General features: G+C 62.0%; 14 protein-coding genes and 1 pseudogene. 5 read left to right on the forward strand and 10 right to left on the reverse strand.

Annotated features, from left to right (window positions below; translation table 11 throughout):
- Positions 1-34: 34 nt before the first annotated feature.
- The 4 genes from AC1DW2_RS02990 to AC1DW2_RS03005 form a co-directional block, all read right to left on the reverse strand.
- The gene (locus tag AC1DW2_RS02990) at positions 35-904 is read right to left on the reverse strand and encodes an alpha/beta fold hydrolase (protein ID WP_477005205.1); all 870 of its coding nucleotides are present in this window, start codon (positions 902-904) and stop codon (positions 35-37) included.
- 186 nt (positions 905-1090) lie between these two features.
- On the reverse strand, positions 1091-2104 hold the full coding sequence (locus AC1DW2_RS02995) for a helix-turn-helix transcriptional regulator (protein ID WP_477005206.1): 1014 nt from the start codon (positions 2102-2104) through the stop codon (positions 1091-1093).
- Between the two features lie 264 nt (positions 2105-2368).
- Positions 2369-2983, reverse strand: a complete 615-nt coding sequence (locus AC1DW2_RS03000) for a response regulator transcription factor (RefSeq protein ID WP_166078228.1) — start codon at positions 2981-2983, stop codon at positions 2369-2371.
- Positions 2984-2985: 2 nt separating this feature from the next.
- The gene (locus AC1DW2_RS03005; RefSeq protein WP_477005207.1) at positions 2986-4632 is read right to left on the reverse strand and encodes an ATP-binding protein; all 1647 of its coding nucleotides are present in this window, start codon (positions 4630-4632) and stop codon (positions 2986-2988) included.
- Positions 4633-4998: 366 nt separating this feature from the next.
- Between AC1DW2_RS03005 and AC1DW2_RS03010 the strand changes: the two are divergent.
- Positions 4999-5268, forward strand: a pseudogene (locus AC1DW2_RS03010) (TMEM175 family protein); the annotation flags it as partial.
- Positions 5269-5316: 48 nt separating this feature from the next.
- Here the strand turns inward: AC1DW2_RS03010 and AC1DW2_RS03015 are convergent.
- The 6 genes from AC1DW2_RS03015 to AC1DW2_RS03040 form a co-directional block, all read right to left on the reverse strand.
- A complete protein-coding gene (locus AC1DW2_RS03015) occupies positions 5317-5829 on the reverse strand; it encodes a YkgB family protein (protein ID WP_208089001.1) in 513 nt (170 codons plus the stop codon).
- A gap of 19 nt (positions 5830-5848) precedes the next feature.
- Positions 5849-6535, reverse strand: a complete 687-nt coding sequence (locus AC1DW2_RS03020) for an HWE histidine kinase domain-containing protein (RefSeq protein ID WP_477005208.1) — start codon at positions 6533-6535, stop codon at positions 5849-5851.
- A gap of 37 nt (positions 6536-6572) precedes the next feature.
- On the reverse strand, positions 6573-6827 hold the full coding sequence (locus AC1DW2_RS03025; protein ID WP_063980878.1) for a hypothetical protein: 255 nt from the start codon (positions 6825-6827) through the stop codon (positions 6573-6575).
- A 134-nt stretch (positions 6828-6961) separates the two neighbouring features.
- Complete coding sequence (gene egtD / locus AC1DW2_RS03030) at positions 6962-7942, reverse strand: L-histidine N(alpha)-methyltransferase (RefSeq protein ID WP_441498328.1); 981 nt, start codon at positions 7940-7942, stop codon at positions 6962-6964.
- 56 nt (positions 7943-7998) lie between these two features.
- The gene (locus tag AC1DW2_RS03035) at positions 7999-8658 is read right to left on the reverse strand and encodes a sigma-70 family RNA polymerase sigma factor (RefSeq protein ID WP_208089004.1); all 660 of its coding nucleotides are present in this window, start codon (positions 8656-8658) and stop codon (positions 7999-8001) included.
- Positions 8655-9020: a response regulator transcription factor gene (locus AC1DW2_RS03040; protein WP_063980875.1), complete on the reverse strand. Its 366-nt coding sequence runs from the start codon at positions 9018-9020 to the stop codon at positions 8655-8657. Before AC1DW2_RS03040 ends, AC1DW2_RS03035 begins: the two co-directional genes overlap by 4 nt.
- Positions 9021-9496: 476 nt before the next feature.
- Between AC1DW2_RS03040 and AC1DW2_RS03045 the strand changes: the two genes are divergently transcribed.
- The 4 genes from AC1DW2_RS03045 to AC1DW2_RS03060 all read left to right on the forward strand — a co-directional run bounded on the left by AC1DW2_RS03045 (position 9497) and on the right by AC1DW2_RS03060 (position 17567).
- A complete protein-coding gene (locus AC1DW2_RS03045) occupies positions 9497-10024 on the forward strand; it encodes a YkgB family protein (RefSeq protein WP_208089005.1) in 528 nt (175 codons plus the stop codon).
- A gap of 512 nt (positions 10025-10536) precedes the next feature.
- Positions 10537-16056, forward strand: a complete 5520-nt coding sequence (locus AC1DW2_RS03050) for a trifunctional serine/threonine-protein kinase/ATP-binding protein/sensor histidine kinase (protein WP_477005209.1) — start codon at positions 10537-10539, stop codon at positions 16054-16056.
- A 161-nt stretch (positions 16057-16217) separates the two neighbouring features.
- Entirely contained in the window at positions 16218-17138 is a 921-nt protein-coding gene (locus AC1DW2_RS03055) for a DUF427 domain-containing protein (protein WP_208089006.1), read from the forward strand.
- Between the two features lie 111 nt (positions 17139-17249).
- Complete coding sequence (locus tag AC1DW2_RS03060) at positions 17250-17567, forward strand: hypothetical protein (protein WP_071916798.1); 318 nt, start codon at positions 17250-17252, stop codon at positions 17565-17567.
- The last annotated feature ends 6 nt before the right edge of the window (positions 17568-17573 follow it).

Genomic DNA, 17573 nt, shown 5'->3' on the forward strand with positions numbered 1-17573 from the left:
CTCCTGACGTTTCTCGCGGCGAGGGAAGCGGCGGTTACCCATTCGAATTCAGCTGGCTAAGAAAATCGCCGATCGCCGCTGCGATCTCCCGCGCATGAGTCTCGAGCGCAAAGTGCCCTGTGTCGAAGAAGCGCACTTCCGCACCCGGCATGTCGCGCTGAAACGCATTCGCACCCGCCGGCAGGAAAAAGGGATCGTTCTTGCCCCAGACCGCCAGGAAGGGCGGCTTGTGCTTGCGGAAGTAGGCCTGGAATTCCGGATACATGGCGACATTGGTCCTGTAGTCGCCGAAAAGATCGAGCTGGACCTCGTCCGCGCCAGGGCGCCCGAGATAATGGTTGTCCAGCGTGTATCCGTCAGGGGAGACCAGGGAGGCGTCAGGCACCCCGTGGGTGTATTGCCAGACCGTCGTCTCCGGCGAAAGGAATGATCGCAGCACCGCCCGATTCGCTTGCGACGCATCTTGCCAGTAGGCCCGGATCGGGCTCCAGCCTTCGCTCAATCCCTCCTCATAGGCATTGCCATTCTGCGAGATGATGGAAACGATGCGCTCGGGATGCCGAAGAGCCATCCGAAAGCCCGTCGGCGCACCATAGTCGAAGACGTAGAGCGAGAAACGGGCGAGTCCGATGACTTCCGTGAACCGTTCGATCACCTGCGCCAATGTGGCGAACGTATAGGCAAAGCTTTCGCGAGCCGGCATGTCGGACTGGCCGAACCCGGGCAAATCCGGCGCCACCAGTCGGAAGCGATCCGAGAGCGCCGGGATCAACTCGCGGAACATGTGGCCGGCGGTCGGAAATCCGTGCAGCAGCAGCAAGGCGGGCGCGTCAGCCCGTCCAGCCTCCCGGTAAAATACGTTCAGTCCGTCCACGTCCGCCTTGCGGTATCGAATGCTCGTCATCTGCGGTCCCTCCCTCGACACCTGTTGCGCCCGGTGAAATCGATGTTCCGATGGCAGCCGATCCGAGGCGGTCTCACCTGGACATTCGTGACTCGGGACGATCCGGTTACAGGTTCCCCGGGGATTTCTGCCCGTACGAGACTGCCTGTCGCCTGCTCTGCCCGATTTATCGTGCCTCGGATCTATTCATTCGAACTCCCTGCGATAGTCCGTAGGAGTCCAACCCGTCGCTTTGCGAAAGGCGGAGCTGAAGGAGCTCGTTTGCGCATAGCCCAGGCTGAGTGCGATGTCCGTAATCGATACCGCGCGATCCGCCAGCCGCAGCTTGGCGAACTCCATGCGTCGCTGCACCTGATACTGGTAGGCCGGGATTCCGAACGACTTCTTGAAAGCGCGGCAGAAGTGGTGAACGCTGAGCCTGACGAGCTCGGCGAGCTTGAGGAGGCAGACCTGTTCTCCCAGATGCCCCTCGACGTACTCGACCACGACACGCTTCTGCCAACCCGCGAGACCTCCACGACTGACCGCTGCCGGTTCGCGAACAACATCGTGATCAGACCTGGAAAGCTCGTGGGCGAGCACGCCGCAGAGCGCTTCGAGGTAGGGCGCGCAATTCGTCTCGGCGCTCTCGATCGCCTTCTTCAATTTGGAGGCGGTTTCCCAGACCAGCGGATCCTCGAAGTATATTCTTGGCGCGAGCCCGGCCGCACCGTCGTCGGACTTGTGAAGCGCGGCGGGATCGAAATAGAGGAACGTCACCTGCGCAGACGAGGCGGCCTCATGCCATTCCCGATAGGCGCGTCCCGCCGGGACAAAGGTCAGCCTGTGCTCGGAGCCTCGCAGCTTCGACGAGCAGAGGCCATCGATGGAGGTCTCACCGCTTTTCCGTGCTCCCTCGTTGTACAACGCCAGGAGATGTCTCGATCCCTGAAAGCGAAATTCGATCCTGTTGCCGACCGGGAGGTGAACGCTCTCCGAAAACCACCAGCGCCAGCCTATCCCAAGGCGCTTCACCGGCTCGGAAGGCGTTATGCTGACCGTCGGATGAAGCGCCGCGTCGGACGGCCTGGAAGACTGCGTCTCATTCACCGGCCGGATTGGCGAAGCGGAGACCGCCATCCTTGGCGTGCTCTCATTCGAATTTGATACGTACATCCCCATCGTCGTGCCCTGTTCTGTGCTCCGGATGGCCGCGTCCAATCGTCAACGAATTTCTGCACGGAGGAGATGCCCTGATCGCCTGGATACGGGCGTTGAAGCCGCAAGCTGCACGTGGCGTTACCTCTCCGGTCAAGGCGCGCTGCCAACGCCGGCTGGCAGCACCGCACAGGGGCAACATGCTTTTCATCGCGCTGGCGGACAATCTCACGCTTGTGCTGTTCCGGCCCATACTTAGGTATGGGTCGCGTGCAGGGACGGCGCCGAGGTGATTCAGCACGAGATGCCAGTCCCGGAGGGGAAGCTTCAGCCCTGGAGTTGGAGCGCTTCGGCCATTCGCACGAGCATTGCCGCGGTTTTTGCCCCGAGCTTCCGCATCACGCTGCCACGATGCATCTTGACTGTCGCTTCGCTGATCGAGAGCTCGCTGGCGACCTGCTTGTTCATCAGACCGGATGCCACCAGCGTCATCACTTGCCGCTCGCGCGTGGTCAGCAGTGCAAACTTCTCCTGCAACTGCGCCAGGTGCGCGCTGTCGTCGCGCCGATCGATGTCCTTTCGGATCGCGGCCGTGATCGCATCGAGAAGATCCTGATCTCGTATCGGCTTGGTGAGAAAATCGACCGCCCCCAGCTTCATGCCTCTTACCGACATGGGAATGTCGCCAAAGGCGGTCATCAGGATCACCGGGATTCCGACATTGATTTTCGTCAGGTACTCCTGCAGCTCCAAGCCACTCGTGCCGGGCAATCTGACATCGAGCACCAGACACGCAGGGGCGTCCGACAGTTCAACCTTGAGGAAATCCGAAGCAGATCCGTACAGGGCGACCTTGTAGTGCAGGGACTCGAGCAGGTCGCCAAGGGACTCGCGAACCGCGCGGTCATCGTCGACAATATGCACAACGCCGGAAGGAGGCATGTCTACCGGCTTTCCGACGTCTGAACCGCCTGGCGAAGCGGGAGAGCGAAGGTGAACTTCGCTCCGCACCTCCCGTTTTCTTCCACCCATAGCTGTCCTCCGTGGAGTTTCACTATCTTGCGGCAGATCGACAGTCCCAGACCGAGTCCCGCTCCCTTCGTCGTATAGAGCGTCTCGAAGACCCGCTCTCTATCAGCCGGGCTGATGCCGCCCCCCGTATCCGCGATTGCCACGGAAATCATACCATCGGCGACCCCCGAAGAGAGGGCCAAAATGCGGTTCCCGTCCTCGACCGCGGCCATGGCCTCGATCGCATTGCGCACGAGATTGAGCGCGACCTGCTGGACCTGAACACGGTCCGCTTCGACACGCGGCGATGATCGATCGAAGTCGGTACGGACGATGACCCCGGCCCGCTCGATTTCCCTGTTCGACAGAAGCAGAACCTCCGCAACCGCATCGTTGATATCGAACTCGGCAAAATGGACCTGCGTGCCCCGCACCAGAGAGCGGACCCCGGTCACAACCTCCGCAGCCCGGCGTGCCTGCCTGATGATGCGCGCGACCGATTTCCGGGCCTCCCCGGCTTGAACGGGATCCCGGGCGAGCCATCGGAGGCAAGCTTCCGCGCTCATGATCATGCCCGTCAGCGGCTGATCGATCTCGTGAATGATCGAGCCGGCGAGCTCGCCAAGGGACGTCAGACCCGTCGCCCGCGCAAGCTCGTTTCGCGCGTCGGCGAGAGCCTGCTCCGCCGCCTTCCGTTGCGAGACATCCGTGATGATGCCTTCCAGCTCGAGGTCTCCCGTGGGGCCCTCATCGAATTGCCCAACGGCCACGACATGCAACGTCTTGCCGTCCCGGTGGACCACGCGGTACTCGTGGGTGAAGGGCGACTTCGTGCTGATCGCCTCGGTGAGGTCCTGCTCCAGCGCGGGATAATCCTCGGGATGGACCCGGCTCCTGAACACCTCGAATGGGACGGGGTTCACGTCCAGGTCGATATCCAGGATGCGGTAACATTCGCGCGATCCGCGCGAGAGCAGGGTGCGCGTGTTCCAGCGATAGCTGCCCATCCCGCCGATCTGCTGACCTCTGACCATCCACATATTGGTCTCGCGCAGCGCCTCGAACAGGCGGACGGATTCGAATGAGACGGCGGCCTGATTGGCCAGCATGGATGTCACCCAGACGCATCGCGGCGTGAAGATCTCCGCATCTCCATCCGCTTCGAGATAGAGAACGCCAATCGCCCAGTGCTGGTGAATCAACGGCAGGCACAGCTGCGCTATCTTTCCAGACGGCGGGTTTGCGGGATCGATCAGTGCCGAGCTCTCCGCGCCGGCTTGCCTCACGACCGTTTGCTTTCGATCGAGCACCTGTTCGGCAAGGTCGCTCGGCAAGCGGAATTCGGCGTGCGGCGGGAAGGAGGCAAGGAAGTTCGCCCTCTCGCGCGGGAAGCTCGCATCGGCCTTGGCAAGCAACTCTCTTTGTCCGCTGAGCAGGATCGCCCCCCGACTGGCCCCGGAGTAACTCAGCGCCTCCATGAGAAGAGCCTTGGCCAATCCCTGATAGCTGATTTCTCTCGAGATAATCTGAAACGCCTTTGCGACCAGATCCAGTTCGTGCGTCTCGTTATCAAGCCTCATACCGAGATGTCTCGTCGTGAAAATCATTTCCAGACGTCTCGACGCATCACCCCGCCGCTTGCGTATCGAGGGGTGGGACGAGAGCGCGTCAGTACGCCGCAACATGTAACGGGACTTGCGAACGTTGCCAAGTTTGGTCGCGAGAGCCGCGGTTCACGAGCCCGCGCCATGCACGTCGTTGCGCATTCGCCCCGATTCTTTTCGAAGCAGGTGTAACCGATGCGACGTTTGCTCCGAATGTCCACGAAAGTGCGGAGCAACGGCATTGCGCCCCGCTCGCCGTCGGCATGACTCGCCTGCTGTTCAGGCCCGATCGGGGCGTCGAGACACTGCCGGGCAGGCCTGCATCGGCAAAGGACGAGAATGATGACCGCGGACTCTCCGAAGACAGAACGCCTGAATGCCCTCTCGGATGCGGTTTTTGCAGTCGTTATTACAATTCTCGCCCTGGACCTGCGCCCGCCACACGCTCCGAGCCTCGATGCTCTATTCGAACTCTGGCCGAGCGTCATCGGCTACGCAGTCAGCTATCTCTTCATCGCCATCGTCTGGGTGAACCATCACCATCTTCTGCACTATGCCAGCGCGGCGACACCCCGACTGATCTGGGGAAACTTCGCTCATCTGTTTTCCGTATCGCTGCTGCCGTTTGGATCGCGAGCTCAAAGCTGGCGCCGCTGTATCTCAAGCCTCAAGTCGCAGGACACGGGCCGCATCCTGCTTCAGCAGATACAACGATACCGCAAGCAGCACGACATCCTTCATCAGGAACGGAACGTTGCCAGTCATCGCCGGAAAGCCGCCTGCAGCAGCGTCCCAACCGTCCGGCATAAACGGAATGATCGTGACTGTTGCGATGAAGGTGCCGGTCGACCCTAGGGCGCCCAGAATCCCGAGGCGCTTGCTCCAGAAGCCCGCGAATATCAAAGCACCAAAGGTCCATTCGGCGACGCCGAGGAACCAACTGGCACCTTGATGGCCGAAAGCGGGATAGAGCCACCAGATCAGCGGACCGTTGCTGATGAAGGGGTCCAGGCGATCCGCCTCGTACGCCCACCATTTCTGGTAGCCGAAGAAGAAGAACAGGATCACCATCGACGCCCGGACAATGTGGTAATCCAGGTCTCCCGCAAGCAGCCCCGATATCGGCAGCCTGCTTGCGAACGATTTGCGCGGGGCACTCGCCAATGTACTCATGGTGTCGATCCTCCTGATCCTAACTGACAGGCCCTTGCGTGGTCAGCGTCTGACCGAGATCGATCAGAAGCCGGCAGACAAGACCGTCGGGTGCGAAGTCGAGATCGACCTGCGCGCCCGGCAGGGCCCTTGCGATCAGTTGCGTGCCAAAGCCTCTGCGTTCTGGCTTGGTCACAATCGGTCCGCCGCGCTCGCGCCACTGGATCGCAAGACCTTGTCCGCCGAGATAGGGCGGACTCTCCCAGATCACCTCGACGGCTCCTGCCGTCGATGTCAGCGCGCCGTACTTGCTCGCGTTGGTAGCCAGCTCGTGAATGATGACGTGCAGCGCCAAGGCGAAGTGCGGCTCCAGCGTGAGGTCCGGCCCCGCGAGCAGAATGCGGCCTCTGTGAAACATCGCGTGCGGTTTGAGCGTTCGCTCCAGCATCGCCGCGAGAGACACGCGCTGCTCTCCCGCGGATTCGATCATCCTGTAGGCGTCGGACAGGGTCGCGATCCGTGCCGAGAGCGCCTCGCGAAAATCGGCGGTCGTATTCGCATCAGTGTTGTTCACGAAGCACAGAACGATGCTGAGGATATTGCGCATGCGATGCTGCAATTCCCTGACGACAAGCTCGAGCTCGTCATCCCGGATCGGAGCGATCCGCTCAAAGTGCGCGCACCCGCTTCCGCCGTCGTGGAACGAACCGGTGACAGTGTGCCTCATGTGCAGACCTATCGCTGTTTGCTGAACCGGATTTCGATCAACACCCGCGGCAGATTTTCAGCTTCTTGTCGAGATCTGCGTCCAGACCTTCCAGTTTCCGGTTGAAGTCGGTAATGCGCTTCTGCAACGCATCCTCGGCGACTGAATTCGGCATGAATTCATTTCCGCGCGGCTGCACCTGGACGGTCTCAGCCGGGCTCGGCGCTTTCGGCGACGGCGCCGGGAGTGGATCTGCCAGGGCGGTTAGAGGTATGGCGGCGAAGCTCAGGATGAGGGATGAACGGAGTTGCATGGTCGCGCCTCAACGCAGTTGATTGCCATGATGACGCGCACATTATGCAGCATGTGTACGAGCCTCGCTGTTCGTGGATTGCGCCGATTGAGGCGATATTGTTGGAAATGATTCCGTCTGCGCCCCGATTCATCCTAGGGCGCCGCCGGCGCGGGCCTTTGCTCCGCGAGAATGACCGAGAAGAGCCCGCTGTCGTCACTCCAATCGGCGACGGGATGCCATCCGCCGGCCTGCAGCAGGACGAAGGCATCCCTCCGCCCGTATTTGAGGCTGTTCTCCGTGTGGATGGTCTCGCCCTTCGACAACGAGAAGACGCGACCGTCGACCTCGAAGCGGACGTCGCGCGTGGCTTCCAGATGCATCTCGATACGCGCCTCCGCATCATTCCAGCGTGCCAAATGGCGAAAGGCGCCCAGGGGAATCGAGCCGCCCAGCTCGCGATTGATCCGATGCAAGAGGTTGAGATTGAATGCGGCCGTCAGCCCTTGCGTGTCGTCATATGCCGGCAGCAGAACATCCTGATGCTTGATACGATCGATGCCGATCAGCAGCATCGATCCGGCACCCAGGGTCACCGCCATCGCCCGCAACAGATCGACCGCCGCAGGCACAGTGAGGTTTCCGATCGTCGACCCCGGAAAGAAGCCGAGGCGCGCGGTCGCCCCAATCTCTTCCGGCAAAGAAAAGGGATAAGTGAAGTCGGCCTCGGTTGGATAGATCGGCAGCCCCGGGAATGCATGGGTCAGGCCTGCCGCAACCTCCCGGAGGAATTCGCCCGAGATGTCGATCGGCACATAGGCAGAAGGCTCCGTCTCTGCCAGCAACAGTCGCGTCTTTGCCGACGAGCCTGAGCCGAATTCTATGACTGCGCGGCCCGGCCCCGCGAGCGCGGCGATTTCCGATGCTGCGGACGCAAGGATCGATCGCTCGGTTCGAGTCGGGTAGTATTCGGGCAGCAGCGTGATGGCTTCAAACAGAGCCGATCCGCGGCGGTCATAAAGCCATCTCGCCGGAATTGCCTTTGGCGCGAGGCTCAGCCCTTCCATGATGTCATAGCGGAACGCCGCCGTCAGGTCGGCCACCGTAGATCGCATTTCGTTCTGGAGTTGAAGCAATTTCGGCTTTCCTTCGCACGACGTCTCGGTCGGCCCGGCCCGCGGCCGCAATGACGTCAGGAGACCAATGTGGACAATTTCTTCAGGCCGCGATGGATATTGATCTTGACCAGGGCCGCCGACTGTCCGGTCGCACCGGCCGCTCGCGCGATGCTCAGACCATTGAGCTTCACGAGGCGGATCACGCTCTCTTGCGCAGGCTTCAACCGCCCAAGCAGCTGGTCCAGCGCGGCAGCGCTGATCGCGGCACCTTCGTGATCCTCGATTGCGATGTCTTCGTCGAGCGCGAGCGCGCTGTAGCGAGACGCATCGCGCACACGATCGACCCATTTATAGCGGGCAATCGCCGTGACCCAGGCGCCGAAGGGCTTCGAGGCCGCAAACGTGTGGCGTTTCGCGTGAATGGCCAGGAGCACCTCCTGCCTCGCATCGTCGGCGGCGGGATAGGGAAGCCGGCGCGCGTAGTAGGCCCGAAGCCACAGATCCAGCTCCCGCAGCAATCGCTCATATGCGTCTCCATCCCCTGCTCGCGCCGCAAGCAAGAGCCGGCCCCATCGCTCCGAACAATCGTTCCATCTCTCCCAACGGGCCGCCTTCCGGCGATCATGACGCGGCGGATCCGTATCCCCCCGGGGTCGTGCACGCCCGGGATCGTCGCCGCAGGACGATGGCGTCGCCATAGAGGACGTGATGTCGTCACCCGAGAGCGCTTTCATCTTCGAAGGCTCCTGTCGAGACACTCAAGCAGCGCGCTCGTTTCGAACGGCTTTCTGAGAAGGCAGAATGCGCCGATCGAGGCCGCTTCGGCGTCCAGCTGCTTGTGAGGAAGCGCGGTAATGAGAATCACCGGCGCTCCGACCTTCTGCTGCTGGAGCTCGCGAACGAGGTTGAGCCCACCCATTCCAGGCATGTGAACGTCGGCAATGATGCAGTCGAAGCTGAACCGGCCGGCGTAGCTCAGCAGCGCTTCGGCCCTGTCAAACGGCTCGGAGCGGTAGCCGATCGATCGCATCAGATCCACCAAAGACAGGCACAGGGCCTCGTCGTCATCGACGACACCTACGTAAGGGACCTTCACCTGACTTACCCTCGCAAGACGCGATCATCATCGAAACGCGATCGCAACACGGGCGATTGAAGCGCAAGCCGCTCTCCAGTTGACCAGGCGGCTGCTGTCGTGGCGTTCGATGCTTGTTCGCGAGAGGCACATGTTCGGTCTCCCCAACAGAGGAAAATCCAGTAGCTGCGCCATGATCGGTTGCGCATGTCGGCCTCGAGCATGCGTTCGGTGGGTGCCTCCGACAATCTCGCGATTGTGATGCACAGACCCATACTTTGGTATGGGTTTGCGGCGCCAAGGGCGAGCCACCGAGGGCGACGCGATGTCAGGCCACGCCGATCCCGGCCGCCTGCGGCCGAACAGCGCAAGTTTGAAAAAAGCACGATAATCCGCGCACAGCGCGTCCTTCGAAGCTTGGCTACCGTTCGGATAACGACAGACGTCGACGCCGCCCTTGCCGCCAATCCGCGACCTCGAGGATGAGACGACATCAGATGGACCATCTCATAAAGAAACTGTCCGAGCTCGATCTGGTCAGAGGTGATTTTGACTACCATGCCACGCGTGTGGCGATGATCATCGTCTTCTTCGTCTTCAGCTGCCAGAAATGGTTCGACTACGAAGCGCACGCGTTGATTCCGTTCATCAGCAATGGTCCGCTGATCTTCTGGCTGTATCCGGTGTTTGGCGTGCGCGGCGCGGCCTACTTCCTGGGTTCAGCGGAATTGCTGTTTGGATTGCTTCTTCTGCTCGGCTTCTGGAACAGAAGACTGGCGGTCCTGGGGTCGCTGGGTTCATGCGCGACCTATGTCGCCACCGTCACGATCATTCCGTTTTTCCCCGACGCCTGGGCCGCGCCGGCCGGCGGCTTTCCTGCGGCCACGTTGCCGTTCCTCTTCCTCATGAAGGACGTCGTACTGCTTGCGGCTTCCGTCTATCTGCTCAAGCGGGACCTCCTCCGGGCAGCAGCCGACGTATCGCCGGCTCAGAACGGGATTGTTCGACAGGAAGCGATGCAATAGCGCCGGGCAGCACTGGAAGAGCAGGATCAGCGTGCCGGGCCGCCTGATGAACGCAGCTTCCCAGCCGGCCGCCACGGCGTTGCGCGTATCCCAAGCGTGGCAGGCGATCATGCAGAGCTGCGAGGGACGGACGCCAAGTTCATTCTCCATTCGAGCGTAGGTTTGCGGCGACGGCTTACAGATCTTGACACTGTCCTCGCTGAATGACCTTTCGAAGAATCCCGCAATTCCCCCACGCTCAAAGCTGGAGGGTCTGGAACTTCAGCCAGGTTGTTCGCAGAGTGAACAGCCTGAAGCCAGCAGCGCGGAGCCGTCTTCCAGTTCACTATTCCGATCGATGACGGCTTTGCAGTTGGTTGAGCCACGCCCCGAAATCGGAATGTGGCCCATACCGCGGCTCCGATCCCGGCTATTGTTGGGGATTGGCGTTGGGAGTACGTTCCCGAACGGGACAGGTGAACACCTTTCCCTCCTTTTCAATCGACTGGCCGGCTAGTTCCGGAGTCCGGCAGATGGACGTATCCTCGCGGGTATCCACGAATGGCAATGCCGGTCTCAAGGCGTCATGGGACGACGGCGAGCGCGTCTTTTGCCGTGAATGGCGCCGGGGCGCCGATGGAGACGTCAACAGCGTCCTGACCGTAAGGGCGGCGACGGAACATCCGCCGGCCGCGGTCCTCGACCGGCTCGCCCATGAATACGCCTTGCGCGACGAACTCGATGGGACCTGGGCCGTACGGCCGCTGGAGCTGATCCGCGACGGTGGTCGAATCTTGCTGATACTGGAAGATCCCGGCAGCGAGCCGCTCGAACAACTGCTCGGCGCGCCGATGAAGCTGACCCGGTTTCTGCGATTGGCTCTCGGCATCACCACCGCCGTCGATCAGCTGCATCGGCAGGGCCTGGTCCACAAGGATTTGAAGCCGGCCAATCTTCTGGTGACCGGGGCAGACGAGGTCAGGATCACCGGATTTGGCCTCGCATCTCGCTTGCCGCGCGAGCGACAGCAGCTCGAACCACCGGAGACCATGGCGGGCACGCTGGCCTACATGGCGCCCGAGCAGACCGGCCGCATGAACCGGTCCGTCGATTCCCGCAGCGATCTGTACGCAATCGGCGTGACGTTCTACCGGATGCTGACGGGCGCACTGCCGTTCACCGCGGCCAGTCCGATGGAATGGGTGCACAGCCACATCGCGAGACGTGCCGTTCCGCCCGCCGAACGAGTCAATGGCGTGCCTTATGCCGTGTCGGCGATCATCATGAAGCTCCTCGCCAAGACGGCCGAGGACCGCTACCAGACCGCAGCCGGTCTCAAGAGCGACCTCGAACGGTCACTCGCCGAATGGGAAGCGCAGGGACGAATCGATGATTTCGTCCTGGCCCAAACCGATACACCGGACCGCCTGCTGATTCCCGAACGGCTCTACGGCAGGGAGCACGAGATCGAGGCGTTGCTCACCTCGTTCGATCGCGTCACCCGGAGCGGCACGCCCGAGTTGATCCTGGTGTCCGGCCCCTCCGGTATCGGCAAGTCCGCTTTCGTCGACGAAATGCACAAGGCCTTGATCCCGTTAGGAGGGTTCTTCGCCTCCGGCAAGTTCGATCAGCACAAGCGCGATATGCCTTACGCGACGCTCGCGCATGCGCTTCAAGGCCTTATCCGAGGCCTCCTCGCCAAGAGCGATGCCGATCTGGCACCCTGGCGTAGCGCACTGCACGAAGCGCTGGGCAATCTCGGTCAACTGATGGTGGATCTCGTACCGGAGCTGCGGCTGGTGATCGGGGATCAGCCACCTGTCCCGGATGCCCCCCCGCAAGACGCACAGCGACGCTTCCAACTCGTCGTTCGACGCTTCATTGGCATCTTCGCCAAGCCTCACCATCCACTCGTGCTTTTCTTCGACGACCTGCAGTGGCTCGACGTGGCCACACTGGATCTGATCGCGTTTCTTCTGAACAGATCCGACCTGCAAAATCTGCTTCTCATTGCCGCCTATCGACGCAAGGATGTCGACGTCAAACATCCGCTGGCACAACGGCTCGTCGAAATTCGGGCCTCCCGTAAACGGGTGCGGGAAATCGACCTGGCACCCCTCACCAGCGCTGCCGTCGAGGAATTCACCGCGGATGCACTTCACTGCGAGCCGGCATACGCCATGCCCCTGGCGCAGCTGATATACGAGAAGACGAACGGGAATCCGTTCTTTCTCACGCAGTTTCTGCGGGCACTGGCCGAAGAAGAACTACTGGCCTTCGATCATGACAGGCGACAGTGGCACTGGGATCTCGAACGCATCAAGGAAAAGAGCTACGCCGAAAACGTCGCGCGTCTCATGGTCGGCAAGCTGAGCGGTTTGCGCGACGAGACACGTCGGGCCCTGCTGGAGCTGGCCTGCCTGGGCAACAGCGCCGAGATCGCAATGCTCTGCCTCGTGCACGGAGCATCGGAGCAGACGCTGCACGCTGATTTGCGAGACGCGACGCGTCTCGAGCTGGTCCGACGCCTCAAGAGCTCTTACGCGTTCGTGCACGATCGCGTGCAAGAGGCCGCTTATGCGCTTCAACCGGACCAGGACAGGCGAACGACCCTGCACCTTCGGATCGGTCTGGTCCTGGCAGCGCAGCTGACGCCCGACGAAACCAACGAGCGCGTCTATATCGTCGCCAACCAGCTGAACCGCGGCATCGCCGCTTTGACGAACGGCGCTGAACGCGAACAGGTCATTGCCGTCAATCTCGCCGCGGGCCGGCGCGCCCGAAATGCAACGGCTTACCACGCGGCGGCAACCTACCTTGAAATCGCCCGCGAACTGCTCGGAGAGGAAGGGCATCCGCGGTGCAGCCGGGACGCCTTCGCGATCGGCCTGCTCCACGCCGAATGCAAATTCCTACTCGGCGAGCTGAACACGGCGGAAGCGGAATTGACGGTCCTGTCGCAGAGCTGTTCGGACATTCAGGCGAGCGCCGAGGTCGCCAGACTCCAGGCGCAGCTATACACCACCGCGGGACAGCTCGAGCGCGCGGTCGACGTTTGCCTCGCATTTTTGCGCAGAACCGGGATTGACTGGTCTCCTCATCCCAGCCGCAGCGAGGTGGACGAGGATCGGCGACGCCTGCGGAGCTTGACCGAAAAGCTGTCCGACGAGCAGCTTCATGCGCTACCGCCGATGACCGATCCGGATCATCGTGCGACCATGGGCGTCCTGGCCGACCTCCTCACGCCTGCGTTTCTCACCGATCGCAACCTCTCCGACACCATGCTCTTGGAGGCCACTCGACTGACGCTCCAGCACGGGACCAGCCCTGAAGCGTGCTACCCGCTGACCGCCATATTCGGCGTGCTCGCGAGCAATTCAACCGATGCTGAACTTGGATTCCGGCTATCACAATTTGGCGCAGCCCTTGCTGACAGGCAGCCGCAGACAGGGCTGAGCGGCCGGGCGCTTTTGGTATTCGGCCTTCACGTGACCCCATGGATTCTCCCGATCCGATCGGGACGGCCGTTCATTCGGCGCGCACTCGCAATCTGCTTGACGACCGGAGATCTGGCATTCGCGGCGTATTCGCATCGCGGACTGATATCGGTGGATCTCTTCTGCGGCGATCCGCTCATGGACGTCTGCTCGCGCGCCGAGCGGTCTCTGGCATTCGCCGAGGGTCTGGGCGTCCGATTGGCTGCGGAGGGCCTCATCAGGCAACGAGATCTGGCGCAGAGCCTTATGGGGCGCAATGGCCGGAATGACTTCGAGAGCCMCGCGGCGCTTCAGCCCTCGGATGCGAGCGAACCGATAAGCGCCTTCTTCTACTACGCGACGCAAATTCAGATCGAAGTCATTGCCGGACGTGACGATGTCGCGATTGCCCTCGCCGCACGCGCAGAAGCGCTCTCATGGTGCGCCCGCTCTTATTCGGATTTCACCGAATACCGGTTCTACACGGCGCTCGCTCATGCCGGGGCTTATCACGCATCGCGCCCCGAGGATCGCGAGCGACGCCTCAACGACCTCCGCGAACACCACCGCAAGCTGACAGTCTGGTCCAACCGTTGCCCCGCGAATTACGCTGCCCGGCAGAAGCTCGTCGCGGCGGAGCTTGCGCGCATCGAAGGTCGCGAACTCGAGGCGGAACAACTGTACGAGGAATCGATCCGATTGGCGCAAGAATCCGGCTGCGCCCAGATCGAAGCGATCGCTGCGGAACGCGCAGCAGGGTTCTACGAGGCGCGCGGCATTCGAACGGTAGTTCTGTCCTACCTGACAAAAGCGCGCGATTGTTACGCGCGCTGGGGCGCCGAGGCGAAGGTGAGCCAGCTCGAGAAACTCCATCCGGGCCTGCGGGAGCGAGGATCCGCGCTCAGCGCCGCAGGGACGATCGGTGCACCTGTCGAACAGCTGGACCTTGCGACGGTTCTCAAGGTGTCGGAGGCTGTTTCAGGCGAGATCGTGCTGGAGAAGCTCACGGAGACCCTGCTTCGTTCGGCCATTGAGCATGCGGGTGCGGAACGCGGAGTGCTGATTCTACCGAGGGGTTCCGAGCTGAGAATTCGGGCGGACGCGGTGACTGGCGGCGGTTCGATCACTCTCGATCTCGCCGATTCACCGATCTCCGCCGCCGAAGTCCCGATGTCGATCGTGCTTTACACGGCTCGCACCCAGGAAAGCGTCGTGCTCGACGATGCCTCGACGAGCAGCGCGTTCGGCGGCGACGAGTACATCCAGAAGAAGCACGTCCGATCAGCCTTGTGCGTGCCGCTCGTCAAGCAAGGCAGGGCGGTGGCATTTCTGTATCTCGAGAACAATCTCGCCTCGCGCGTCTTCACACCCGCCCGGATCGCGATTCTCAAGTTTCTCGCATCCGAGGCCGCGACCTCGCTCGACAATGCCCGTCTGTACCGGGAGCTTCAGGAGCGGGAGTCGCGGATCCGCCGGCTGGTCGAGGCCAACATCATCGGGATCTTCATCTTCGATCACACCCCCGACATTCTCGATGCCAACGACGCGTTCCTGAAGACCATGGGATATGATCGCGAGGATCTCGCCGCAGGCCGGTTGCGCTGGGCAGATCTGACGCCGCCCGAATGGCAGGAGCGCACCGACCGCGCCCGGGCCGAATTGAAGGCGACGCGGGTTGTCCACCCGTTCGAAAAGGCGTTCTTCCGCAAGGACGGCAGCCGGGTGCCGGTGCTGACCGGCGGAGCCTTGTTCGACGACGAGCAGGAGCAAGGCGTTGCCTTCGTGCTGGATCTCAGCGAGCGCAAGCGCGCCGAAACCGAGGCACGCGAGAACGAGCAGCGTTACCGCGAGGCTCAGATGGAGCTGGCCCACGCCAACCGCGTGGCGGTGATGGGACAGCTGACGGCGTCGATCGCCCACGAGGTCAATCAGCCGAACACCGCCGTCATCGCCAGCGCACAAGCGGCCTTGAGCTGGCTCGATCACCAACCACCGGCACTGGAGCAGACGCGCAGGGCGCTGACACGCGCCATCGAGAACGGCATTCGCTCCAGCGAGGTCATTGAGCGAATCCGGGATCTCGTCAAAAAATCACCGCCCAAACGGGATGCCCTGGCGATCAACAACGTCATCGGCCAAGTCATCGAACTCACGCAGGCCGAAGCAGCGCGGCACGATGTGTCGATCCAGACGGTATTCGCCGATCGTCTGCCCAAGGTCATCGGGGATCGCGTCGAGCTGCAGCAGGTCACGCTCAACCTGATCCTGAACGCCATCGAGGCCATGAGCGAGACAACGGGGGGCAAGCGCGAGCTGTTGATCCAGACCGCGAGAGCGGATGCCGAGAGCATACGCGTATCGATCACGGATTCGGGACCGGGCTTGTCGACGGAGGGCCTCGCGCGGCTGTTCGAACCCTTCTACACGACCAAGTCGGGCGGCCTCGGTGTCGGACTGTCGATATGCCGCTCGATCATCATTGCGCATGGCGGCAGGCTCTGGGCGACTGCAAACGAACCGCGCGGAGCCGTCTTCCAGTTCACTGTTCCGATCGATGACGGCTTTACGGTTGGTTGAATCATCTCGGCTGGCGTCATCACACCACAAAATTGGTGGGATGACCTGTAACCAAGGCCGGGCCGCGGACGAAATATAGCCATCGGATCGCGCCGGCGAAGCCAAGCACGGGCCGGAACAGGTCCGCCACCGACCGACGGTGCGCTGCAAGGAGAGATCAGTTGGGACTGTCCTGGCAACAAGGCCCGCTTTCAACGGGAGCAATCGGCCGCTTTCTCGTCCCCGAGCCGCTGCCCAAGCGAATCTTGTACGTCGAACCATTACGCCGCCGCCTCCGCGTGCGCTTTGGGGGAAGCTGGATCGCCGATAGCGAACGGGTGCTCCTGCTTTTCGAACCGGGCCGTTATCCCGTGGCCTATTTCGCGGAGGCCGATGTTTCCCCACATGTGCTGGAACGCACCGAGCACATCACTCAACACGCCGATCTTGGGCCGACGTCTTGGTACAGCGTTCGAGTCGACGAGCAACGCATCACGGCGCGCGGAGCATGGCGGCACACCAACCTGCCCGCCCATGCAGGCGATCTGCAGGGTCTGATCGCTTTTGCCTGGCGGGCCATGGATGCCTTCTACGAGGAAGACGAACGCATCGTGGGCCATGCCGCCGATCCCTATCACCGCATCGACATCCGCCAGACCTCTCGTAACCTCGTGGTCAACCACCAGGGCCGGGTCATCGCCGATACAAAGCAGCCGCTGGTCCTTTACGAGTCCGGCTTTGCACCCCGTTGGTATGTTCCACGTGCCGACATCGATGAGTCTGCCCTCACTCCGGTAAAGCTCCAGACCTTCTGCCCGTACAAGGGCCTCTGCAGCTATTATTCCATCGGAGACGCGCGCCAGGCGGCATGGTCGTATCCCGACGCCTATCCCGAAGTCCGCCGCATCTCCAATTTTGTATCGTTCGAGCCGGACATCGTGACGGTCCATCTCGATGGCACGCAGCTTCGTCTCGAACCCGGCCAATTGGTGGTTCCACACGGCCCCGATCGTAATCTTGACATCGCCGAGGTGGTCGCCGAGCCAACGCCTGGTGGCCGGCCCGCTGAAGCTGCAACCAGTCCCCTCCATCGACGCTCGTGAGACGAACGAGCATATCTTCGAGATCGCACAGCATTCAGCGTTTCGCGTCCACGATTATTGTGGCCCTCAACGGAGCCGCTCATCCCGAGCCTCCACTACGGGAGCGCCACAATGTCCCATCGTTCGAACCAGACACGCTCGATCCGCTCCGCTTTTGCGGGCCTTCTCCTGATCGGCTTGCTGTCGCCCGCACATGCCTCCGACCGGAACAGCTCTCTCGACGCCCTCCCCGATCTGCCGTCGCGGGCCGCCGCGCGTTTCGCCTCGGCCGAGCCGACGTCGCGCCTGCCCTGGCTCGCTCCGGTCGGCCACCGTCAGCCGAGCCGGGCCGATGCGCCTCAATCGGATGCTCTGTCGGCCTGGGAGCGCGAGCAGCAGCAGCGCGATCAGATGCTGGATCGCAAGCTCATCATCTGCCGCGGATGCTGAGCTAGC

Source organism: Bradyrhizobium sp. P3_C3, assembly GCF_056402655.1.